Origin of the sequence: Paraburkholderia sp. JPY419, assembly GCF_050435705.1 — a bacterium.
GTDB classification, from domain to species: Bacteria; Pseudomonadota; Gammaproteobacteria; order Burkholderiales; family Burkholderiaceae; genus Paraburkholderia; species Paraburkholderia youngii.
In genome coordinates this window covers 240,936-264,123 of sequence record NZ_JBNDKV010000002.1, presented here as the reverse complement: position 1 = coordinate 264,123, position 23,188 = coordinate 240,936, and the positions used below count along the sequence as shown (strand labels likewise).

Here is a 23,188-nt window from a genome sequence, read left to right as displayed (position 1 = left end):
GAGCACGTCCATGATGAAAGGCCAACTCGCCGGGCTGATGAAACAAGCCCAGCAGATGCAGGAAAACATGAAGAAGATGCAGGAGCAACTCGCGCAGATCGAAGTCGAGGGGCAGTCGGGTGCCGGTCTCGTCAAGGTGACGATGACCTGCAAGAACGACGTGCGCCGCGTGTCGATCGACCCGAGCCTGCTCGCGGACGACAAGGACATGCTGGAAGATCTCGTCGCCGCCGCGTTCAACGACGCCGTGCGCAAGGCCGAGGCGACCGCGCAGGAAAAGATGGGTGGCATGACCGCCGGCCTGCCGCTGCCGCCGGGCTTCAAGCTGCCGTTCTAAACCTGCTCTAATTGAGAGCAGGCCGAAGCGGGTGAGCGCCGCGGCGGTTCATTGCCGCGGTGCGAAAGCGCGCCCCGGTCCCCGAGCACCGCCCTGCATCCCGATTCGCCCACCCGAGCACCACCCACGTCGACGCCGATCCGCATGAAACAACCTTCCGCCCTGTCGGCGCTCGTCGAAGCGCTGCGCGCGCTGCCCGGTGTCGGGCCGAAGTCCGCGCAACGCATGGCGTATCACCTGATGCAGCACGATCGCGAAGGCGCCGAAAAGCTCGGCCGCTCGCTGTTGTTCGCGACCGAGCATCTGCGTCACTGCGAAAAGTGCAACACGTTTACCGAAGCGCAGATCTGCGAGGTCTGCCTCGATGAGGAGCGCGATCCGTCGCTGCTGTGCGTCGTCGAAACGCCGGCCGACCAGATCATGCTCGAACAGACGATGACCTATCGCGGCCTCTATTTCGTGCTGATGGGGCGGTTGAGTCCGCTCGACGGCATCGGCCCGAAGGAGATCCATTTCGACCGGCTCGTGAAGCGCGCGTCGGATGGCGTCGTCAAGGAAGTCGTGCTGGCCACCAATTTCACCAACGAAGGCGAGGCCACCGCGCATTACCTCGGACAGACACTGAAGGCGCGCGGCCTTGCCGTCACGCGTCTCGCGCGCGGCGTGCCGGTGGGCGGCGAGCTCGAATATGTCGACGCGGGCACCATCGCGCGCGCGATGCTCGACCGTCGTTCGATGTAGCCATGCGGCTTGCGTTGGCCGGCGTGGTACCCGTGAAGACACGCGTCGTCGCCAGCCGTGCGGACCGTGCGCATGGCGATACAAAACCATGCAACCCACTTGCAGGGGACCAGAGTGAGCACTGTGCACCAACTCTGGCCGACAAAGGAGACTCATGAGCGCCACCCCCGATTCAGGCGCGAGCACCGCACCGCATGACGCACGCGGTCCGCTCGCCGGCGTCAAGGTGCTGGAACTCGGCACGCTGATCGCTGGGCCGTTCGCTGCGCGTTTTCTCGGCGAATTCGGCGCCGACGTCATCAAGATCGAAGACCCCAAAGGCGGCGACCCGCTGCGCAAATGGCGCAAGCTGTATCCGGACGTGGGCGGTACGTCGCTGTGGTGGGCCGTGCAGGCGCGCAACAAGAAGTCCGTCACGATCAACCTGAAAGCCGAAGAGGGCAAAGAGATCGTGCGGCGGCTCGCGAAAGAGGCCGATATCGTCGTCGAGAATTTCCGGCCGGGGCTGCTCGAAAAACTCGGGCTTGGCTATGACGTGCTGTGCGCCGAGAACCCCGGTCTGGTAATGGTGCGTCTGTCGGGCTACGGCCAGACGGGTCCGTATCGCGACCGGCCCGGCTTCGGTGCGATCGCCGAATCGATGGGCGGTCTGCGCCATATCACCGGCTATCCGAATCTGCCGCCGCCGCGCATCGGCATTTCGATCGGCGATTCGATCGCCGCGCTGCACGGCGTGATCGGCGCGCTCATGGCGCTGCATCACAAGCAGGTGAACGGCGGCAGGGGGCAGGTCGTCGACGTCGCGCTGTACGAGGCCGTCTTCAACATGATGGAAAGCGTGGTGCCCGAATACGGCGTCTACGGGATGGTGCGCGAGCGTACCGGCGCGTCGCTGCCGGGCATCGTGCCGTCCAATACTTATCCGTGCAGCGACGGCAGCATCGTGATCGGCGGCAATAGCGATCCGATCTTCAAGCGGCTGATGATTGCGATCGAACGCGACGATCTCGCGAACGATCCGGCGCTCGCGCATAACGACGGCCGCGTGCCGCGCACCCAGGAAATCGACGCCGCGATCGCCGCGTGGCTGTCCACGCGCACGATCGACGAAGCGCTCGCGGTGCTGAACGCGGCGGATGTACCGGTGGGCCGCATCTACAGCGTCGCCGATATGTTCACCGATCCGCAGTTCATCGCGCGGCAGATGATCCAGCGTTTCAAGTGGCAGGACGGCAAGGAAATCACGCTGCCTACGGTCACGCCGAAGCTGTCGGCGACGCCCGGCGAGACGCGCTGGCTAGGGCCGGAACTGGGTGAACATACCGATGAAGTCCTTCAATCACTGGGTTATGATGCTGACGGCATCGCGCGGTTGCGGGCGCAACAGATCGTCTGATGCGCACGGTGCAACGCATTGAGAAGAGCGCTTAAAGCGCGGCGCTGACGCACGATCGGCTCCGCGCGACCGGCAAGCCACACCGTGCCCAAGCGCGTGCGCAACGCGCACCCGGGCGGTCAAAAGCCGGACTAAAAAAATCTGGAGACAACGGACCATGCAACGCAGAACCTTCCTCGCCGGCGGTGCGGCCCTCGCGGGCGCCTCGCTCGCGGCCACACCGTTCGCTTTCGCTCAGGCCAAACCCGAGACCACCAGGGTCGCCATCGCGGTCGGCGGCAAGAACCTGTTCTACTACCTGCCGCTGACGATCGCCGAGCGCCGCAACTACTTCAAGGACGAAGGGCTCGAAGTCGAGATTTCCGACTTCGCGGGCGGCTCGCAGGCGCTGAAGGCGGCAGTCGGCGGAAGCGCCGACGTGGTCTCCGGCGCGTTCGAACACACGCTGCTGTTACAGGCGCAAAAGCAGATGTTCCGTGAGTTCGTGCTACAAGGCCGCGCGCCGCAGATCGTGCTCGCGGTGTCGAAGAAGACGATGCCGAACTTCAAGTCGATCGCCGATCTGAAGGGCAAGAAGATCGGTGTGACCGCGCCGGGTTCGTCGACGTCGATCATGGCGAGCTTCGTGCTCGCGAAAGCCGGGCTCAGTCCGAAAGACGTCGCGTTCATCGGCGTGGGCGCGGGTGCCGGTGCAATCGCCGCGCTGCAGTCCGGCCAGATCGACGCGATCGCCAATCTCGATCCGGTCGTCACGCGCCTCGAGCGCGCCGGCGAAGTGCGCGTCGTATCCGATACGCGCACGCTCGCCGACACGCACACCGTGTTCGGCGGCGACATGCCGGCGGGCTGCCTGTACGCGTCGCAGTCGTTCATCACGAAGAACCCGAACACCACGCAGGCGCTGACCAATGCGATGGTGCGCGCGCTCAAGTGGCTGCAGAACGCGAGCGGCAGCGAACTGATCCATACGGTGCCGGAGAGCTATCTGCTCGGCGACCGCGCACTCTATCTCGACGCGTGGCAGCACGTGCGCGAAGCGATGTCGCCCGACGGCCTGATGCCCGCCGACGGCCCCGCGACGTCGCTGAAGACGCTGAAAGCGTTCGATCCGATGATCCAGAACGCGCAGATCGATCTGACGAAGACGTGGACCAACGACTTCGTGAAGAAGGCGCTGACGACCGTCAAGGCATAAACGACGCGGCGCGCGCGGTCTCCAGCGTCGCCGCGACATCTCCCCGCAAACCCGATCCCTGAAGCGAGCCGTACGATGACCGTTGCTGCCCTGGCGCTCGAAAACATCACCTGCACGTTCGCCGCGCGCGACAACCGCGCGCAGCGCTACACAGCGGTCAAAGACACGACGCTGCGTATCGAGCCGGGCGAGTTCGTGTCGGTGGTCGGGCCGACTGGCTGCGGCAAGTCCACGCTGCTGAACATCGGCGCGGGGCTGCTGCAGCCATCGACGGGCGCGGTCAGCGTGTTCGGCGAAGAGCTCGATGGCCTGAATCGCCGCGCGGGCTACATGTTTCAGGCCGATGCGCTGATGCCGTGGCGCTCGGCGCTCGACAACGTGATGGCCGGCCTGTCGTTTCGCGGCATGTCGGCCGCAGACGCGCGCGCGAAGGCCGAAGAGTGGTTGAAGCGCGTCGGACTCGGCGGCTTCGGCGACCGCTATCCGCATCAGCTGTCGGGCGGCATGCGCAAGCGCGTCGCGATGGCGCAAACGCTGATCCTCGATCCCGACATCATCCTGATGGACGAGCCGTTTTCCGCGCTGGACATTCAAACTCGGCAGCTGATGGAAAACGAACTGCTCGACCTCTGGGCCGCGAAGCGCAAGGCGGTGCTGTTCATCACGCACGATCTCGACGAAGCGATCGCGATGTCGGATCGCGTGGTCGTGCTGTCGGCCGGCCCCGCCACGCATCCGATCGGCGAGTTCCGGATCGATCTGCCACGGCCGCGCGATGTCGCCGAAATCCGTTCGCATCCGCGCTTCGTCGAATTGCATGCGCAGATCTGGGGCGTGCTGCGCGATGAAGTGCTCAAGGGGTATCAGCAGCAACTGACTGCTGTCTAAGTGCCGCGCATACCTGCATGCGCATTAAAAGAGAACACGCATTCAACAATCGTCCGAGGCAATCAAAGTCATGTGGAAGACGTTGCGCCCAAACCGGGCGAATCTGGTGATCTGGCAGTGGCTGCTGCTCGTGCTGTGCTTCGTGCTGTGGTACGTGCTGACGAGCCCGACGCTGGTGCCGCCGTTCTATTTCGACGATCCGAACAAGGCGGCGTTCTTCTTCGGCGAGCCGCAGAAAGTGCTGCAGCGGATCTGGGAGTGGTTCACGAGCGGCGAGATTTATCTGCACCTGTGGATCACGCTCGTCGAGACCGTGCTCGCGTTCGTGTTCGGCACCGCGATCGGGCTCGGCGTCGGCCTGTGGCTCGCGCTCGCGCCGACCGCGAGCGCGTTGTTCGATCCGTACGTTAAGGCCGCGAACTCGATGCCGCGCGTGATTCTCGCGCCGATCTTCGGCGTGTGGTTCGGCCTCGGCATCTGGTCGAAGGTCGCGCTCGGCGTCACGCTGGTGTTCTTCATCGTGTTCTTCAACGTCTACCAGGGCGTGAAGGAAGTGAGCCCGGTCGTGCTCGCAAACGCGCGCATGCTCGGCGCGAACCGCAAACAGCTGCTGCGCTTCGTGTATCTGCCGAGCGCGATGAGCTGGGTGTTTTCGAGCCTGCATACGTCGGTGGGGCTGGCGTTCGTCGGCTCGGTGGTGGGCGAGTATCTGGGCTCGGCGCGCGGCGTCGGCTATCTGATCCTGCAGGCCGAAGGCACCTTCGATATCAACACCGTGTTCGCGGGCATTCTGGTGCTCACCGCGTTCGCGCTGATTCTCGACGCGATCGTCGGGATCGCGGAGCGGCGTCTGATGAAGTGGCAGCCGCGCACCGGAGATACCGAGAAGCTGTGAGTGTGGATCGCAAGCGGCGCGGCGTCCGAAATCGCCTTCGGGCGCCGCGCCGTTTTTCATGCTGCCTGATTGCTTGCGCTACGGCGTGATGACCACCTTGCCGATCACGCGACGCTCGGCCATGTCGCGCAACGCGCGGCCGGTGTCGTCGAGCGAATAGCGGGCGGACACATAGGGCTTGAGCTTGCCTTCGCGAATCCAGCCGGTCATCTGCTCGAATGCCGCGCGGTTGCGCTGCGGCTCACGCCTCGCGAAATCGCCCCAGAACACGCCGACTACGCTCGCGCCCTTGAGCAACATCAGGTTCAGCGGCAGCTTCGGGATCTCGCCGTTGGCAAAGCCGACCACCAGATAACGCCCCCTCCAGCCGATGCTGCGAAACGCCGGCTCCGCATACACGCCACCGACCGGGTCGTAGATCACGTCCGGGCCTTTGCCGTCGGTGAGTGCCTTGATGCGCTCGCGCAGATCCTCGCTGCTGTAGTTGATCGTCGCGTCCGCGCCGTGTTCGACGCAGGTCGCGAGCTTTTCGTCGCTCGATGCCGCCGCGATCACGCGCGCGCCGAGCGCCTTGCCGATTTCGACCGCAGCCAGCCCGACGCCGCCGGCCGCGCCGAGCACGAGCATCGTCTCGCCAGGCTGCAGCGCGCCGCGATCGACCACCGCGTGATGCGAGGTGCCATACGCGAGCGTGAACGCGGCCGCGAGTTCGAACGACACATCGTCGTCGAGCGGCACGCAGGCTGCGGCGGGTGCGAGCGCCTGTTCGGCGAAACCGCCGGAGCCGGTGAACGCGGCCACGCGCGAACCGGGCCTGAACTGCGTGACGCCTTCGCCCACCGCGCGCACGATGCCCGCGGCTTCCGAGCCCGGCGTGAACGGCAGCGGCGGTTTGAACTGGTATTTGTTCTCGATGATCAGCACGTCGGGAAAATTGACGGCTGCGGACTTCACGTCGATCACGACGTGGCCTGGCGGCGGTTCGAGATCCGGCAGGTTATCGACGACCAGGCTCTCGGGCGGCCCGTACTGCTTGCAGCGAATCGCGCGCATCGTGGCTCCATATCGTTCAGGGTTCGCAACGGTTTCGAGTGTAAAGCAAAGCGCACGACCGTACGATTCATTGCGCTGCGGATTGCGACTCAAAGCAGCATCCTTGCGTTCGGCACAAGCCTCCGCGCACCTGAATAAACCCGGCTCGCACGACGCTCGTGCACGCCGTGCAGAGACGCCGACCATGTCGTTCGCGTGCCATCTTTCCTCGGTTACAATCGGCGCATGCGAATCCTACTCAGCAACGACGACGGTTATCTGGCGCCGGGCCTCGCCGCGCTTTACGAAGCGCTGAAGCCGATCGCCGACGTCACCGTGATGGCTCCCGAACAGAACTGCAGCGCCGCGTCGAATTCCCTGACGCTGTGGCGGCCGCTCTCGGTCCTGCGCTCGGCGAATGGCTTCTACTACGTGAACGGCACACCGACTGACTCGGTGCACATCGCACTGACCGGCATGCTCGACCATACACCGGACCTCGTCGTGTCGGGTATCAACAACGGCCAGAACATGGGCGACGACACGCTGTATTCCGGCACCGTCGCGGCCGCCACCGAAGGCATCATGTTCGGCGTGCCGGCCATCGCGTTTTCGCTGGTCGACAAAGACTGGGTGCATCTCGAAGACGCGGCGCGCGTTGCCGCCGAAATCGTCGCGCATTATCTCGAGCGGCCGTTGCCGGGACATCCGCTGCTGAACGTCAATATTCCTAACCTGCCGTATGACCAACTCCGCGGCTGGGAGATCACCCGACTCGGCAAACGTCATCCGTCGCAGCCGGTGATCCGCCAAACCAATCCGCGCGGCGAACCGATCTACTGGATCGGCGCCTCGGGCCAGGCGCGCGACGCGAGCGAAGGCACGGACTTCCACGCGGTCGCGAACGGCGCCGTGTCGATCACGCCGCTGCAGCTCGATCTGACCTACACGCAAATGCTGCCCGCGGCGCGCGACTGGCTACGCGCCGGGAGCGGCAGTTCATGACTGGCGAGCGCGCGAAGCGCTTTCCGCTAGGTCTCGAGGACCTGGTGCGCGAACCGCGCCGGCCCGACGGACGTCCGGGCGAGATGCGCGCGGCGGCGCTCGCGGCGAGCGCGGCGTTGAATGCGCGGCAGCAGTCGGCGAAACCGACGCAGGGCGGCGCGGCCGCACGAGCGCAAGCGAGGACCTCCGCTGCTGCTCAAGCAACGTCAACGCCGGCGACGCGACCCCAGGTGATCCCCCAGGCGAAGACGCAGATCGCTACGTTGGGCACGCCAACCGGAACCACCGGGGCGATGCCGCCGAAGCCGCAGGCCGCGCCAGTCGCAAAGACAGCGGCGAACTCGTTGTCCAGCGCATTGGCGGGTCAGCCTGTCAAGCAAGCACCGAAGTCGTCGGTCAAGCCAGGCAAAACCTCGACGCGTGCGTCTGCACACAGCGCACGTCCGACACCACCACTTCAGCCGCAACCGCAGCAAGGCGCGAAACCCGCGTCGAACGGCGCGCTAGCCGGTGCGATGAGCGGCGCATTCGGCGGCGCAAGCAGCAGCGCGATGAACAACGCCCTCGCGCTGACCTCGGAACGGGTTCGCGAACGGATGGTCGAACGCCTGCGAGCCAATGGCGTCAGCGACCAGCGTGTGCTGAACGCGATGGCGGCGGTGCCGCGCCACATGTTCGTCGATCCGGGTCTTGCCGCCCAGGCGTACGAAGATGCCGCGCTGCCGATCGGTCATCACCAGACCATCTCGAAGCCGTCCGTGGTCGCGCGGATGATCGAACTCGCGGCGGCCGGGCGCGCGCTGAACACGGTGCTCGAGATCGGCACCGGTTGCGGCTATCAGGCAGCGGTGCTGAGCCAGGTCGCGCGCGAGGTTTATTCGATTGAACGCATCAAGCCGCTGTCCGAGCGCGCGAAGACGAATCTGCGTCCGCTGCGCATTCCGAATATCCGGCTGCATTACGGCGACGGGCGGCTCGGTTTGCCGTCGGCTGCGCCGTTCGACGCGATCGTGATCGCGGCTGCCGGGCTCGACGTTCCACAGGCGCTGCTCGAGCAGCTTGCGATCGGCGGACGTCTGGTTGCGCCGGTCGGCTCTCAGGAAGGACAGAGTCAGGTGCTGACGCTGGTCGAGCGCCTCGGGCCCGCGCAATGGCGCGAGTCGCGGCTTGATCGCGTTTTCTTTGTACCCTTAAAATCCGGAGTGATTTGACACCGATGAGTATGTTGCGCGCGATGCAGAGAACCACCCCGAATACCCCCCTGACCGTAACCCAGCGCAGCGTGTGCGTGCTCGCCTTGTCCCTGTTGATGACGGCCTGTGCATCCCGGCTCGACCAGGCGCCCGTCGTCGACCGCTCCGGCGGCGGCGTGCTCTCCACCGCGCAGGGCGCGGCGCAACCGGCGGTGCCGCTCGGTCCGCCGCCGCCCGGCTACTATCGCGTCAAGCCGGGCGATACGCTGTACCGCATTGCGCTCGAAAACGGCCAGAATTACCGCGACATCTCGACGTGGAACAACCTGACCAATCCGAATCAGATCGAAGTCGACCAGCTGCTGCGCGTCGTGCCGCCGGGTGCGAATACCGCGGCCATGACGCCGGGCGTGTCGACCGCCCCGATCGGCAGCACGGGCGCGGTGCAAAGCGCGCCGCTGAACAGCAACGCGCCGGCCGCGGTCGGCGCCGCGATGCCGCCGCTCTACGGCGGCGCGACGAACGGTACGCCCGCCAACGGCGCGGTAGCTGCGCCTCCGGCCAATTCCTCTGCGGCGAACGCCGAGCTAGGCAGCGCGGCGGCGGGCAACGTAGCATTTGCATGGCCGGTGCGCGGTCCGCTGCTCAACACCTTCAACGACTCGACCAACAAAGGCGTCAATATCGGCGGCTCCGCGGGCGAGCCGGTTAAAGCGTCGGCCGATGGTCGCGTCGTCTATGCGGGAAATGGGCTGCGTGGTTACGGCAATCTCATTATCATCAAGCATGATGCAACTTATCTCACCGCGTATGCACACAACCGCGCTTTGATGGTAAAAGAGGGGGACGCGGTAACGAAGGGGCAGAAGATCGCTGAGATGGGCAATAGCGATTCCGACCGCGTGATGTTGCATTTCGAAGTTCGCCGACAGGGTAAGCCAGTCGACCCACTGAAGTATTTGCCGCCGCAATAAGCGATACGACCATGCCGAAATCGAAGCGCCGCCCGCCGCAAGCCGAGTCTGAGACGATCAGCGAAGTCACGTCCGCCGCAGTGGACGAAAGCGGCGCTTCGGAAGTGGAAGAGGAGATCGTCGAGGAGCGCGATCTCGACGAACGCCAGAGCGGCCTCGACGACAGCGAGGGCGCCGACGCGCGCGAAAGCACCGGGGACGCCGTGCCCGACGCCGACGATTTCCGCGCACTGCTGCAGGCCGAACTCACGGCCGACACGATCCAGCATTATCTAAACCGCATCAGCGTGAAGCCGCTGCTCACCGTCGAGGAAGAGCAGAAATATTCGCGCCTTGCCAAGGCCGGCGAGTTCGAAGCGCGGCAGGTGATGATCGAGCGCAATCTGCGGCTGGTCGTCAGCATTGCCAAGGGTTATCTGAATCGCGGCGTGCCGTTGCTCGATCTTATCGAGGAGGGCAATCTCGGCCTGATGCACGCAATCGAAAAATTCGATCCGACGCGCGGCTTCCGTTTTTCGACTTACGCGACGTGGTGGATTCGCCAGAGCATCGAGCGCGCGATCATGAACCAGGCGCGCACCGTGCGCTTACCGGTGCATGTGATTCGTGAGCTCAACCAGGTGTTGCGCGCGAAGCGCCATCTGGAAAAGAACTCGATGAATTCGGGCGAAGCCGCCGAACGCCGTGACGCGAGCATCGATGACATCGCCTATCTGACCGGCAAGACCACCGACGAAGTCACCGACATCCTCGCGCTGAACGAGCACACCGCGTCGCTCGACGCGCCGCTCGACCTCGATCCGGCGAGCAGCCTGCTCGATTTGCTGTCGGACGACCAGAGCCAGTCGCCAGACGCCGAGGTGCAGCATCGCGAGCTCGAAACGCTGACACGCGCATGGCTCGCGCGTTTGTCGGACAAGCACCGCCATGTAATCGAGCGGCGCTTCGGTCTGAATCATATCGAGCCCGCCACGCTCGAGGAGCTGGCCGACGAAATGGGCCTTACGCGCGAGCGTGTGCGCCAGATCCAACAGGAAGCGCTGGTGCGGCTCAAGCGCTTCTTCGCCTCAAACGGTGTCCGCAAAGACGCCGTTCTCTGACCTGATGACACCGATTCTTGTTTTCGACATCGAGACGATTCCCGATGTCGCCGGCATCCGCCGTCTTGAAGATTTGCCCGCGTCGATGAGCGACGCCGATGTCGCCGAGCACGCGTTCGCCGCGCGCCGGGAAAAAACCGGCAGCGATTTTCTGCCGCATCACCTGCAACGGGTCGCGGCGATTTCCTGCGTGTTCCGCGACAACAACGGTTTTCGCGTGCGCTCGCTCGGCACGCCCGAGGACGGCGAGGCGACGCTCGTGCAGTCGTTTTATCGCGTGATCGAAAAGTACACGCCGCAGCTCGTGTCGTGGAACGGCGGCGGATTCGATCTGCCGGTGCTCAACTATCGCGCGCTCGTCAACGGCATTCCGGCCTACCGGTTCTGGGATCTCGGCGAGGACGACCGCGACTTCAAGTGGAACAACTACATCAGCCGCTACCACGCGCGCCACACCGACCTGATGGACGTGCTCGCGATGTACCAGGCGCGCGCGAACGCGCCGCTCGACGCGCTCGCGAAGATGTGCGGCTTTCCGGGCAAGATGGGCATGGACGGCAGTCAGGTGTGGCAGGCGTTCCAGCAAGGGCGCATCGAGGAAATCCGCAATTACTGCGAGACCGACGTCGTCAATACGTACCTGCTGTATTGCCGCTTCCAGTTGATGCGCGGCGGCTTTTCGCCGTCGGAGTATGCTGACGAGATCAACCTCGTGAAGAATGCGCTGGCGCTGGAAACCGCGCCACAGTGGGCCGAGTATCTGGCGGCGTTCGAGCCGTAACGGCGCGCGAGTAGCGCGTCCGCCGGGGCGCCGCGCCGCAATCCGGGCCGCGATCCACACGCGCTCCGGGCGTGGTCCAGACCACGCCACTGGCAAGCTCGGCGCTTGGTCTACAATCTCGCCTTTCCCCATAGTTTGTCAGGAAGTCCGCAGGTGTCCCGAACTGCCCCCCAACGTCGCTCGCCGCGGCGCTCCTCGAAGCATGCGAAGGCGCACGCCCCGGCGCCGGCGCCCGTCATTACCGGCAACGAACCGGTCATCGAAATCGTTTCGCTCGATATGGAAGCGCGCGGCGTGGGCCGCACCGCGAGCGAAGACGGCACGCCAGGTAAGGTCGTGTTCGTCGAAGGCGCACTGCCGGGTGAGCTCGTCAGTTATTCGACGCATCGCAGCAAGCCGAAATTCGAACAGGCCGAAGTCGTCCAGGTGTTCCGCGAAAGCGTGATCCGCACGACGCCGAAATGCACGTACTTCAACATCTGCGGCGGCTGCTCGATGCAGCATCTGGACATGCGCGCGCAAGTGGCGGTCAAGCAGCGCGTGCTCGAAGACAACCTGCAGCATCTGGCGAAGCTGCGCCCCGAAACGGTGTTCCGGCCGATTCACGGGCCGTCCTGGGGTTATCGCTATCGCGCGCGGCTCGCAGTGCGCTATCTGCCGGAGCGCGGCGGCATGCGCATCGGCTTTCATGAGAAGAAGAGCAGCTATATCGCCGATATGAAGACCTGCGAGGTGCTGCCGCCGCATGTGTCGGCGATGCTGATGCCGCTGCGCTTCATGGTCCGCAAGCTGTCGATCTACGACCGTATGCCGCAGCTCGAGCTCGCAGTCGGCTCCTCGGTCACCGCGCTCGTCGTGCGCAACCTCGAACCGCTGACAGCCGCGGACGAGCAGGTGCTGCGCGAGTTCGCGGACGAGCACAAGGTGCAGTTCTGGATCCAGCCGGGTGGTCCCGACACAGTCACGCCGCTTTATCCGCTCGACGTGCAACTCGACTACACGCTGCCGGAATACGGCATCCGCATGCCGTTCAAGCCGACTGATTTCACCCAGGTCAATCACGCGATCAACCGTGTGCTGGTGAGCCGCGCGTTGCGCCTGCTGGCGCCGGCGCGCACGGACCGCGTGCTCGACCTGTTCTGCGGGATCGGCAATTTCACGCTGCCGCTCGCGCGAATTTCGCGGGAAGTGGTCGGCATCGAGGGCAGCGAAGTGCTGACCCAGCGCGCGCTCGCGAACGCGGAGCTCAATGGCGTCGCCGGGCATACGTCGTTCGCGTGCCGCAATCTGTTCGAAGTCACCGCCGACGACCTGCGCGCGCTCGGCCACTTCGACAAGTTCCTGGTCGATCCCCCGCGCGAAGGCGCGCTCGCGATCGCGAAGGCGCTCGCGGAGATCGCGCAGAGCGGCAACGGGCCGCTGCCGAAGCGCATCGTCTACGTGTCATGCGCGCCGGGCACGCTCGCGCGCGATGCCGGGCTGCTCGTGCATGAGGCCGGCTATCGGCTGGTGGGCGCGGGCGTCGTCAATATGTTCCCGCATACGTCGCACGTGGAATCGATTGCGCTGTTCGAGCGCGATTGAGTCTCGCCGCGCGCACAAACGAAAACGCCACGACCTCGGTCGTGGCGTTTTTGTTTTCAGACGACGGTCAGTATGCCGTCGGCGCGTGAGGCGTCAGAACTGCCACCACGACTTCGCGGTGCCGGGCCGTGCGTGGCCGGTCACGTACGGGCTGTCGGGGAAAGTGCCGGCCAGCACGCGGCGTGTGTCGTCAGCGAGTTGCTGGTTGTTCAGCTTCTGGTACGACAGAATCATGATGTGCAGCGCGTCTTCGATGGCCGGCGCGTTCTTGTACTCGCGCAAGGCGAGCTGCGCGCGGTTGATCGCGGCGACATAGGCGCCGCGGCGGTAGTAGTAGTCCGCCGCGTGGACTTCGTGCGATGCCAGCGCATTCACGATGTAGCGCATGCGCTGCGCAGCGTCCGGCGCGTACTTGCTGTTCGGGAAGCGGTCCACCACGACCTTGAACGCGTCGTACGACTCGCGCAGCGACTTCGGATCGCGCTCGCTCATATCCTGGCCCGAGAAGCGGCCGAACAGACCGAGGTCGTCATTGAAGTGGATCATGCCCTTCAGGTAATACGCGTAGGCGATGTCCGGGTGATCCGGGTGCAACTGGATGAAGCGGTCGATGGCCTGGTCGGCGGCGGCGTTTTCGTTGTCTTTCCAGTTGCAGTACGCGACGTTGATCTGCGCCTGCTGCGCGAAGTGGCCGAACGGGTCGCGGCCCTCGAGAAGCTCGAAATACTTCGCGCACTTGCCCCAGTCACCACCGGTCAGGGCGTCGTTCGCCTCCGTATATAATTTGTTGTTGTTCCACGTTGCCGTTTCGTCGGTCTTCTCCGGCAGGCCGTGGCAAGCCGCAACAGCGACGACGGCCGCGGCGCACGCAACGTATCCGGCCACTTTCCGGGCCGCCTTCTTGATGGCAGCCAAATTGATCGCCGCTTCAGTGATGGTGTTCAAGGCTCGCATTTTCCAGTCTAGCTTTACGTCCAGGTGACCCAGATTCAATGACCCGCTCAAATACTCCAGGCACCTCAGGCGCCGGGAATAGCAACAAAGATTATAGCGTAAGCGCCGACCCGGCCGACGCGTTGGGCGTCGATTCCCTCGATGACGATTTCGCCGGCGACGCGCTCGCCGAAAGCGGTCCGCAAGGCTCCGCGGCCACGGCGGCGCCCGTACCCGTGCGCGCGGCCGACGAAGCGCCGCGCAGCGTCGTGGTGCCCGACGAACTGGCCGGCGAGCGCCTCGACAAGGTGCTCGCCAAAGTATTCCCGGAGTTCTCGCGCAGCCGTCTGCAAAGCTGGATCGAGGCGCAGCGGGTGCGTGTCGACGGCAAGCCGGCGAAGATTCGCCAGCCGGTGCCGCTCGGTGCCACGATCGAGCTCGTGCCCGATCTGCTGCCCGAGCAGCTCGCCTTCACGCCCGAGCCGGTGCCGCTCGAGATCGTCTACGAGGACGACACGCTGGTCGTCATCAACAAGCCGGCCGGCATGGTCGTGCATCCGGCGGCCGGCAATTGGAGCGGCACCGTGCTGAACGGACTGCTCCACCGCTATGGCGAGGCCGCGGCGGGTCTGCCGCGCGCGGGCATCGTGCATCGGCTCGACAAGGAGACTTCGGGACTGATGGTGGTCGCGCGCACGCTCGAGGCGCAGACCGACCTCGTGCGTCAGTTGCAGGCGCGCACGGTCAAGCGCCGCTACCTCGCGCTCGTGTGGGGCAACATGCCCGACGAAGGCACGATCGACGCGCCGATCGGCCGCGACCCGCGCGAGCGCACGCGCATGGCCGTGGTGACGGGCGCGGCCGGCAAGCCGGCGCGCACGCATTTTCGGCGCGTGGCCGCGGCGATCTGGCAGCGTCAGCCGGTCACGGCGATCCACTGCGATCTGGAGACCGGGCGCACGCATCAGATTCGCGTGCATTGCGCGCATATCGGTCATCCGCTGCTCGGAGACCCAGTCTACGGACGCGCGCGCGGCAAGCGCTCGGTCACGCCGCTGCCGGACGGCTTCGCGCGCCAGGCGCTGCACGCATGGCGGCTCGGCCTGATCCATCCGAAGACCGGCCGCTCGATGCAATGGCGCGCCGACGTGCCGGCCGACATCGAGGCATTGTCGGCCGCGCTCGGCCTCGGTCGCGACGACGCCGGGGAGTTCGACGACGCGTATGACGAGGACTACGATGCATCGTTCGACGATGGCGCGTACGATGAAGACAGCGACCACGATGAGGACGATCACGCATGAGCGCCAATCTGCCGGAGCTGGGTTTTGCCGATGTCGTGCAGCCCGCATGGAACGTCTCGCCGCGCGTGCGCGCGCTCGTGACCACGCGCGACGGCGGCGTCAGCGACGCGCCGTTCGGCCGCTGGCGCGGCGGCGCCGACCAGCCCGGCGGGCTGAACCTGGGCATGAAGACCGGCGACGATCCGGCCGCGGTCGCGAGCAATCGCGCACGGCTCGTCGCGCTGACCGGTGTTCGCGAAACCGCGTGGCTCGAACAGATTCATGGCGCCGGCATCGTGCGCGCCGAGGATGCAGTCGCGCACGCGCGCGAGCATGGCGTGCCGGCGCGCGCCGACGCGAGCGTCACCGATCGCGCGGGCATCGCGTGCGTCGTGATGGTGGCCGATTGCATGCCGGTGCTGTTGTGCGACGAAGCGGGGCGCGCGGTCGGCGCCGCGCATGCCGGCTGGCGCGGACTCGCGGCGGGCATCGTCGAGCAGACCGCCGCGCGGGTCGCGGCGCTGGCGGGCGTGCCGGCCGCCGAGTTGCATGCGTACCTCGGACCGTCGATCGGGCCCACTGCGTTCGAAGTCGGTGCAGACGTCCGTGACGCCTTCATGACTGATGTCGACGGCGCACAACGCGATGCGACCGCGAAGGCGTTCGTCGCGCATCCCGCGAATGCCGGCAAATATCTCGCCAATCTGCCGGCGCTGGCGCGCTTGCGCCTGCAACGGCTCGGCGTTACGCGTATCAGCGGCGGCGACCTGTGCACGGTCACGCTGCGCGAGCGCTTTTATTCGTATCGCCGTGACCGCGAAACCGGCCGTATGGCCGCGTTGATCTGGATCGACGAACAGGCGCAATCAATTGCCGATTAATTCAGGGTGGCGCGCGCATCTCGTCATATTTTTAGAATCGAACGGTGGTTTCATTCTGCGTGAATGCGCACCGGTTCGAGATTCACGAATGGCACGGCAGGTCCGTCACTGAAGGCCTTCCCCCGGCCTTCAGGCACATCTTTTGTTGCACTGCCGGAAGGATTGCCGATAGCGCGAATCCCCCGCCTGCTCTGTGGGCGAGCGAACGGATAAATACGCTTAAGTGCCATGCGCCGTTGGACTTTTTTGAGTTGCGTGCAGCATGGAACATTTATTCGCAAAAGCGCAATTTGCCATACAGGGAAAACGATAATTAAAAAAATATCGCACCGCGGCAAAATCGGGAGCAAGCATTGACATGCCTTGTGATGGGGAGCAAGAATGTTCCTTCTAAGCTCCTCCTCGTTCATGAGACAGGGTGTGACGAAGTCGCGAGCAATCGCTCCGTGCGCACGAACCTGCCTCTCAACCCGTCCGCAAGGACTTACCGGTCAAAAGCAGGCATGGCAGCATCTCATTCCTCAGCTTCCCCCAGCACGGACTCCTCGAAGGAGCAGACGCAGCAGGCCGGTACGAGCGGTGCATCGTCAGCCGCAGGCATGCAGCAATTTCTCGACGCCTGGATGAACGCCTGGCGTTCGTTCGGCGCTCCGCCCAATGGCGCGGCATTCCAGATGCCTTCAATGCCGCAGATGCCGGACCTCGCGCAGATCACGGCGGGCTTTCCGCAAATCCCGGCATTTCCCGGCATGGCCGACTTCAGCAAGCTGGCCGCCGGCGCGCTGCCGGGGCTGAGCATTCCCACCGCCGCGATTCCGCCCGAGCGTTTGCAGAAACTGCAAGCCGACTATTCGCGCGAGGCGATGGAACTGATCCAGCAGGCCACCACGTCGGCGATCAAGGCGCCCGAGCTCAAGGACCGGCGCTTTAGCGCGGACGCCTGGAGCCAGGCGCCGGCCTACGCGTTCACCGCCGCGTGGTATCTGCTGAACGCGCGCTATCTGCAGCAGATGGTCGACGCGCTCGATACCCAGCCGAAAACCCGCGAGCGCATTCGCTTCGCGGTCCAGCAGTGGACTGCGGCGGCCTCGCCGAGCAACTTCTTCGCGCTGAATCCCGAAGCGCAGAAAACGCTGCTCGACAGCAAGGGCGAGAGCCTGCGCCAGGGTGTGATGAACCTGCTCGGCGACATGCAGCGCGGCAAGATTTCCCAAACCGACGAATCGCGTTTCGCGGTCGGCGAGAACCTCGCGAACACCGAAGGCTCGGTCGTGTTCGAGAACGATCTGCTGCAGCTGATCCAGTACAAGCCGCGCACGGCGACCGTGCGCGAGCGGCCGCTCCTGATCGTGCCGCCGTGCATCAACAAGTACTACATCCTCGACCTGCAGCCCGAAAACTCGCTCGTCGCGCACGGGCTCGATTCGGGCCACCAGGTGTTCCTGATTTCGTGGCGCAACGCCGATCAGTCGATCGCGCACAAGACGTGGGACGACTACATCGCCGAGGGCGTGCTGACTTCGATCGACACCGTGCGCCAGATCAGCGGCCGCGAGCAGATCAATACGCTCGGCTTCTGCATCGGCGGCACGTTGCTCGCCACCGCGCTCGCGGTGGCCGCGGCGCGCGGCGAACATCCGGCCGCGTCGATGACGCTGCTCACTGCGATGCTCGACTTCTCCGACACGGGCGTGCTCGACGTGTTCGTCGACGAGGCGCACGTGCAGATGCGCGAGCAGACCATCGGCGGCAAGAACGGTGCGCCGCCGGGGCTGATGCGCGGCATCGAATTCGCGAACACGTTCTCGTTCCTGCGTCCGAACGACCTCGTATGGAACTACGTCGTCGACAACTACCTGAAGGGCCGCACGCCGGTGCCGTTCGACCTGCTGTACTGGAACAGCGACTCGACCAGTGTGCCGGGGCCGATGTACGTCTGGTATCTGCGCAACACCTATCTCGAGAACAAGCTGCGCGAACCGGGTGCGCTGAGCAGCTGCGGCGAGCCGATCGATCTGTCGAAGATCGACGTGCCGACCTTTATTTACGGTTCGCGAGAAGACCATATCGTGCCGTGGCAAACCGCGTACGCGTCCGTGCCGCTGCTTACCGGACCGCTGAAGTTCGTGCTCGGCGCGTCGGGTCATATCGCCGGCGTGATCAATCCGCCCGCGAAGAAAAAGCGCAGTTTCTGGAAGCTCGAGAGCGACGCGAAGACGCTGCCCGCAAGCGCGGACGAATGGTTCGAAGCGGCGACGGAAGTGCCCGGCAGCTGGTGGCCCGAATGGACCGACTGGCTCGATCAGTACGGCGGCAAGAAGGTGAAGCCGCGCGCCACGCTGGGCTCCGACGAATTCCCGGTCATCGAGCCGGCGCCGGGCCGCTACGTGCGGCAGCGGGAGTAGGTTTCACGCACGGGCCGACGCGCGCGTCCGAAGTTGCTGCGCAGTCGGCCGGTGCATAGGTGTTTGGCAGGTGAATGAGCGTCTGGTTGATGAAGGCGTGAGAGCAACGCAAGTTGCGACGCGATTTTTAACGTAACGGGCTGCGGCGCAGTTTGCCGGGATGCCCTGGGGATATGGAAATGACTGATGTTGTGATCGTATCGGCCGCTCGTACTGCAGTGGGCAAGTTTGGTGGGTCGCTGGCGAAGGTAGCCGCACCTGAACTCGGAGCGGTCGCGGTGCGCGCCGTACTCGAACGGGCCGGCGTGAAGCCGGAACAGGTGAGCGAAGTTATCCTGGGCCAGGTGCTGACGGCGGGCTCCGGTCAGAGCCCCGCGCGTCAGGCGCTGATCAAGGCGGGTTTGCCGTCGGCCGTGCCCGGCATGACGATCAACAAGGTTTGCGGCTCGGGTCTGAAGGCCGTGATGCTCGCGGCCAACGCGATCATCGCCGGCGATGCGGACATCGTCGTCGCAGGCGGCCAGGAAAACATGAGCGCCGCGCCGCACGTGCTGCCGGGTTCGCGCGATGGTTTCCGCATGGGCGACGCGAAGCTGATCGACTCGATGATCGTCGACGGCCTGTGGGACGTCTACAACCAGTACCACATGGGCGTGACGGCTGAGAACGTCGCGAAGGAACACGGCATCACGCGCGAACAGCAGGACGCGTTCGCGGCGCTGTCGCAGAACAAGGCGGAAGCCGCGCAGAAGGCAGGGCGCTTCAACAACGAAATCGTGCCGGTCGAGATTCCGCAACGCAAGGGCGAGCCGCTGCGCTTCACCACCGACGAATTCGTGCGTCACGGCGTGACGGCCGAATCGCTCGCGGGCCTAAAGCCGGCGTTCTCGAAGGAAGGCACGGTCACGGCGGCGAATGCGTCGGGCCTGAACGACGGCGCGGCCGCGGTGCTCGTGATGTCGCTGAAGAAAGCGGAAGCGCTCGGCCTCACGCCGCTCGCGCGCATCAAGGCGTACGCAAACGCGGGTGTCGATCCGAAGGTGATGGGCATGGGCCCGGTGCCGGCTTCGCGCCGCTGCCTCGAGCGCGCGGGCTGGACGCCGGCCGACCTCGACCTGATGGAAATCAACGAAGCCTTTGCCGCACAAGCGCTCGCCGTGCACAAGCAGATGGGCTGGGACACGTCGAAGATCAACGTGAACGGCGGCGCGATCGCGATCGGCCACCCGATCGGCGCGTCCGGCTGCCGGATTCTCGTTACGCTGCTGCACGAAATGCAGAAGCGCGATGCGAAGAAGGGTCTGGCGTCGTTGTGTATCGGCGGCGGCATGGGTGTCGCGCTCGCGGTCGAGCGAGTTTAAAGTACGCTGGGTATGCCGCGCGCGACCGCGACCGTTCGCGCGCGGCCTTCGCCGGCACAGCCGTCTGGCCGCGCCGCACGCCAACTGGCGGTGCGGCGCGCTGCGCTGCAACAGGCGACTCGGGCCGGCAGCGCGCGTTGCCAGACGGTCGCCCGGCGGCAACGTGAACTAGCATCAGGCGAGGCACGAGGCCGCCGGCAGGCGCCTCGACAACGATAACGGAGTGTGGTTTATGACACAGCGAATTGCGTACGTAACGGGCGGCATGGGCGGCATCGGCACCAGCATCTGCCAGCGTCTGCACAAGGAAGGCTTCAAGGTGATCGCGGGCTGCGGCCCGAATTCGCCGCGCCGTGCAAAGTGGCTCGACGAGCAGAATGCGCTTGGCTTCGACTTCGTCGCCTCCGAGGGTAACGTCGGCGACTGGGAATCGACCAAGGCCGCGTTCGACAAGGTCAAGGCCGAAGTCGGCGAGATCGACGTGCTGGTCAACAATGCCGGCATCACGCGCGACGTTGTGTTCCGCAAGATGACGCACGAAGACTGGACCGCGGTGATCGACACCAACCTGACGAGCCTGTTCAACGTCACCAAGCAGGTGATCGACGGCATGGTCGAGCGTGGCTTTGGCCGCGTGATCAACATTTCGTCGGTGAACGGCCAGAAGGGCCAGTTCGGCCAAACCAATTATTCGACTGCGAAGGCAGGCATCCACGGCTTTACGATGTCGCTCGCGCAGGAAGTCGCGACCAAGGGCGTGACGGTCAACACCGTGTCGCCGGGCTACATCGGCACCGACATGGTCAAGGCCATCCGCCCGGACGTGCTGGAAAAAATCGTCGCGACGATTCCGGTGCGCCGCCTCGGTCAGCCGGACGAAATCGGCTCGATCGTCGCATGGCTCGCGTCGGACGAATCGGGCTTCGCCACCGGCGCAGATTTTTCGCTGAACGGCGGCTTGCATATGGGCTGAGCCATCGGCGCGCCGGACCGGATGGCGGCGCGCTCCGGCTCAGATGGTTTCCCCGGCGTCCCGGCTGCGCAATCGATTCGATCGCACAGCCCGGACGCCGTTTCCGCGTTTGCTTAACTCGAGCTTAAAGGCGTTACATGACTACTACTACAAAGAAAACGGCCGAACGACTGATCAAGAAATATCCGAATCGTCGGCTCTACGACACGGAGACGAGCACCTACATCACGCTGACTGATGTGAAGCAGCTCGTGCTCGATCAGGAAGATTTCAAGGTGATCGATGCCAAGAGCAACGAGGACCTGACGCGTTCGATCCTGCTGCAGATCATTCTCGAAGAAGAGAGCGGCGGCCTGCCGATGTTCTCGTCGTCGATGCTGTCGCAGATCATCCGGTTCTACGGTCATGCGATGCAGGGCATGATGGGCACGTATCTGGAGAAGAACATCCAGGCCTTCATCGACATTCAGGCGAAGCTCGCAGACCAGTCGAAGAATCTCTATGAAGGCAAGGCGATGAACCCCGAGGTCTGGTCGCAGTTCATGAACATGCAGGCGCCGATGATGCAGGGCATGATGACCAGCTATATCGAGCAGTCGAAGAACATGTTCGTGCAAATGCAGGAGCAGATGCAGAACCAGGCGAAGACCATGTTCGCCACGTTCCCGTTCACTCCGGGCGGCGCTGTCAATGCGAACAACGCGAGCAATGCGCCGGCTACGCCACAGGGCAATCCGGAGCCGGAGAAGAAGTGAACGAGTGAATGGCGGCGAGGTCCGCTCGGGTCGACGAGGGCTTCGGGGTAGCCCGCGGACGCGAAGCCGACCTTCATGGCTGCAACGGGATCGCGCGACCTGGCTGAGCCAGCTCCTGGCCGTCGGGGTAGCGTTGGCATCCAGCCGCTCCGTTGCCAATCTCCCAGATGGCTCGCACGATCGCGCAGCCACCGACGCGCTACAATACCGGCCCGCGCGTGGGGACGCTTTTCCGTCGGAACCGGATTCAGGCCGCGGTTCAAGGTCCGTTGCGTCCCGCTGCCGGCACATCGCTGCTAGCGCCGTTATCGTTTTCCTTCCGCTGGACCCGCCTTATGTTTCAGACCGTCTCCCTGATCGCGTCCGTGTCTTCCGTTGTGAAGGCCGCACGGATCATTCTTCGCTGATCCGCCGTTCACCCACATCCTCATGAGCCGGCTGTTTCTCGCCCCAATGGAAGGGCTTGCGGACTACGTGCTGCGCGACGTGCTGACGAGCGCGGGCACTTTCGACGGCTGCGTGTCCGAGTTCATCCGCATCACGGGCTCGATGCTGCCGACGCGCGTCTATGAGCGCGAGGCGCCCGAGATCCTGCACGCGAGCGTGACCGCCAGCGGCACGCCGATGGTGATTCAACTGCTCGGCAGCGATCCCGAGTGGATGGCGCGCAACGCCGCGTACGCGGCCACGCTGTCGCCGTACGGTATCGACCTGAACTTCGGCTGTCCCGCCAAAGTGGTCAATCAGCATGGCGGCGGCGCGATGCTGCTCGCTAACCCGAAGCTGCTGAACCAGATCGTCGCGGCCGTGCGCGCCGCGGTGCCGGCCGATATCGCGGTGACCGCAAAAATGCGCCTCGGCGTGTCCGACACCTCGCGGGCGATCGAATGCGCGCAGGCGCTCGTGGACGGCGGCGCGGCCTCGCTCGTCGTGCATGCGCGCACGCGCGACGACCGCTACCGGCCGCCTGCGCACTGGGAGTGGGTCGCGCATATCGACGACGCCGTCGATGTGCCCGTCATCGCGAACGGCGAGGTCTGGACAGTCGCGGACTGGCAGCGCTGCCGCTCGGTCAGCGGCTGCACGGACGTGATGATTGGCCGCGGCGCCGTGTCGGACCCATTCCTCGCGCAGCGAATCCGCGGGCTCATGGACCCGTGTGCGTCGGCCGACGAATGGCCGCAGGTGCTGGGTTCGATCGTCGGCTACCTGAGCAAGCTGCGGGCGCACGGCTCGCTGACCCATGAGCACGGCCGCGTCAAGCAGTGGCTCAGCTACCTGCAGCGGACCTGGCCGCAAGCGGCCGAACTGCATGCGGCGATCCGGCGAGTGCAGGACTCTGACGAAATTCTTTCGGTGATCGGCCAGGCGCTGGCGGCCGCAGGCGCGTCGGCGCCAACGCGTGAGCACGTTTTCAGCGACGAAAATAGCGAGCTGAATCAACCTGAACCGGCTGAACCCATCCCCGTTTGAAGA

21 protein-coding genes are annotated in these 23,188 nt (G+C 64.9%); 19 read left to right on the top strand and 2 right to left on the bottom strand.

Annotated elements, in window-relative coordinates; translation table 11 throughout:
• Nucleotides 1–10 precede the first annotated feature (10 nt).
• The 6 genes from QFZ91_RS07390 to QFZ91_RS07365 all read left to right on the top strand — a co-directional run bounded on the left by QFZ91_RS07390 (nt 11) and on the right by QFZ91_RS07365 (nt 5,452).
• Complete coding sequence (locus tag QFZ91_RS07390) at nt 11–337, top strand: YbaB/EbfC family nucleoid-associated protein (protein ID WP_008923976.1); 327 nt, start codon at nt 11–13, stop codon at nt 335–337.
• Nucleotides 338–481: 144 nt separating this feature from the next.
• The gene (recR, locus tag QFZ91_RS07385; protein ID WP_018418135.1) at nt 482–1,078 is read left to right on the top strand and encodes a recombination mediator RecR; all 597 of its coding nucleotides are present in this window, start codon (nt 482–484) and stop codon (nt 1,076–1,078) included.
• A gap of 154 nt (nt 1,079–1,232) precedes the next feature.
• Entirely contained in the window at nt 1,233–2,474 is a 1,242-nt protein-coding gene (locus tag QFZ91_RS07380; RefSeq protein ID WP_429566817.1) for a CaiB/BaiF CoA transferase family protein, read from the top strand.
• A 157-nt stretch (nt 2,475–2,631) separates the two neighbouring features.
• Nucleotides 2,632–3,669: an ABC transporter substrate-binding protein gene (locus tag QFZ91_RS07375; protein ID WP_429566816.1), complete on the top strand. Its 1,038-nt coding sequence runs from the start codon at nt 2,632–2,634 to the stop codon at nt 3,667–3,669.
• Between the two features lie 75 nt (nt 3,670–3,744).
• Nucleotides 3,745–4,557, top strand: a complete 813-nt coding sequence (locus QFZ91_RS07370; RefSeq protein ID WP_429566815.1) for an ABC transporter ATP-binding protein — start codon at nt 3,745–3,747, stop codon at nt 4,555–4,557.
• A gap of 70 nt (nt 4,558–4,627) precedes the next feature.
• On the top strand, nt 4,628–5,452 hold the full coding sequence (locus QFZ91_RS07365; RefSeq protein WP_176108650.1) for an ABC transporter permease: 825 nt from the start codon (nt 4,628–4,630) through the stop codon (nt 5,450–5,452).
• 78 nt (nt 5,453–5,530) lie between these two features.
• Here QFZ91_RS07365 and QFZ91_RS07360 read toward each other — a convergent pair whose 3' ends face one another.
• Complete coding sequence (locus tag QFZ91_RS07360) at nt 5,531–6,505, bottom strand: NADPH:quinone oxidoreductase family protein (protein WP_368612134.1); 975 nt, start codon at nt 6,503–6,505, stop codon at nt 5,531–5,533.
• A 225-nt stretch (nt 6,506–6,730) separates the two neighbouring features.
• Between QFZ91_RS07360 and surE the strand changes: the two genes are divergently transcribed.
• From surE to rlmD, 6 genes are all read left to right on the top strand, one after another.
• On the top strand, nt 6,731–7,489 hold the full coding sequence (gene surE / locus QFZ91_RS07355; protein WP_013089351.1) for a 5'/3'-nucleotidase SurE: 759 nt from the start codon (nt 6,731–6,733) through the stop codon (nt 7,487–7,489).
• On the top strand, nt 7,486–8,700 hold the full coding sequence (locus QFZ91_RS07350; protein WP_429566814.1) for a protein-L-isoaspartate(D-aspartate) O-methyltransferase: 1,215 nt from the start codon (nt 7,486–7,488) through the stop codon (nt 8,698–8,700). The genes surE and QFZ91_RS07350 overlap by 4 nt, the downstream gene beginning before the upstream one ends.
• A gap of 5 nt (nt 8,701–8,705) precedes the next feature.
• Nucleotides 8,706–9,656: a peptidoglycan DD-metalloendopeptidase family protein gene (locus QFZ91_RS07345; RefSeq protein ID WP_176368878.1), complete on the top strand. Its 951-nt coding sequence runs from the start codon at nt 8,706–8,708 to the stop codon at nt 9,654–9,656.
• Between the two features lie 11 nt (nt 9,657–9,667).
• Complete coding sequence (rpoS, locus tag QFZ91_RS07340; protein ID WP_176119886.1) at nt 9,668–10,756, top strand: RNA polymerase sigma factor RpoS; 1,089 nt, start codon at nt 9,668–9,670, stop codon at nt 10,754–10,756.
• A gap of 4 nt (nt 10,757–10,760) precedes the next feature.
• On the top strand, nt 10,761–11,537 hold the full coding sequence (locus QFZ91_RS07335) for a 3'-5' exonuclease (protein WP_176108645.1): 777 nt from the start codon (nt 10,761–10,763) through the stop codon (nt 11,535–11,537).
• Nucleotides 11,538–11,690: 153 nt separating this feature from the next.
• Nucleotides 11,691–13,121: a 23S rRNA (uracil(1939)-C(5))-methyltransferase RlmD gene (gene rlmD, locus QFZ91_RS07330; RefSeq protein WP_429566813.1), complete on the top strand. Its 1,431-nt coding sequence runs from the start codon at nt 11,691–11,693 to the stop codon at nt 13,119–13,121.
• A 93-nt stretch (nt 13,122–13,214) separates the two neighbouring features.
• Here rlmD and QFZ91_RS07325 read toward each other — a convergent pair whose 3' ends face one another.
• Nucleotides 13,215–14,075 (bottom strand): outer membrane protein assembly factor BamD, encoded by an 861-nt coding sequence (locus tag QFZ91_RS07325; RefSeq protein WP_176377859.1) that lies wholly within the window; start codon nt 14,073–14,075, stop codon nt 13,215–13,217.
• A 38-nt stretch (nt 14,076–14,113) separates the two neighbouring features.
• Here QFZ91_RS07325 and QFZ91_RS07320 point away from each other — a divergent pair, with 38 nt between their 5' ends.
• The 7 genes from QFZ91_RS07320 to QFZ91_RS07290 all read left to right on the top strand — a co-directional run bounded on the left by QFZ91_RS07320 (nt 14,114) and on the right by QFZ91_RS07290 (nt 23,185).
• Nucleotides 14,114–15,358, top strand: a complete 1,245-nt coding sequence (locus QFZ91_RS07320; protein ID WP_429566812.1) for an RluA family pseudouridine synthase — start codon at nt 14,114–14,116, stop codon at nt 15,356–15,358.
• Entirely contained in the window at nt 15,355–16,218 is an 864-nt protein-coding gene (gene pgeF / locus QFZ91_RS07315; protein WP_429566811.1) for a peptidoglycan editing factor PgeF, read from the top strand. The genes QFZ91_RS07320 and pgeF overlap by 4 nt, the downstream gene beginning before the upstream one ends.
• Nucleotides 16,219–16,817: 599 nt before the next feature.
• A complete protein-coding gene (gene phaC / locus QFZ91_RS07310; protein WP_429568606.1) occupies nt 16,818–18,623 on the top strand; it encodes a class I poly(R)-hydroxyalkanoic acid synthase in 1,806 nt (601 codons plus the stop codon).
• 179 nt (nt 18,624–18,802) lie between these two features.
• A complete protein-coding gene (locus tag QFZ91_RS07305) occupies nt 18,803–19,984 on the top strand; it encodes an acetyl-CoA C-acetyltransferase (RefSeq protein ID WP_429566810.1) in 1,182 nt (393 codons plus the stop codon).
• A gap of 232 nt (nt 19,985–20,216) precedes the next feature.
• A complete protein-coding gene (locus QFZ91_RS07300; protein ID WP_429566809.1) occupies nt 20,217–20,957 on the top strand; it encodes a 3-ketoacyl-ACP reductase in 741 nt (246 codons plus the stop codon).
• Nucleotides 20,958–21,094: 137 nt separating this feature from the next.
• Complete coding sequence (phaR, locus tag QFZ91_RS07295) at nt 21,095–21,712, top strand: polyhydroxyalkanoate synthesis repressor PhaR (protein ID WP_176108638.1); 618 nt, start codon at nt 21,095–21,097, stop codon at nt 21,710–21,712.
• Between the two features lie 429 nt (nt 21,713–22,141).
• Nucleotides 22,142–23,185 carry a tRNA dihydrouridine synthase gene (locus QFZ91_RS07290; RefSeq protein ID WP_429566808.1) on the top strand — a complete coding sequence of 348 codons (1,044 nt, stop codon included), beginning with the start codon at nt 22,142–22,144 and terminating at the stop codon, nt 23,183–23,185.
• The last annotated feature ends 3 nt before the right edge of the window (nt 23,186–23,188 follow it).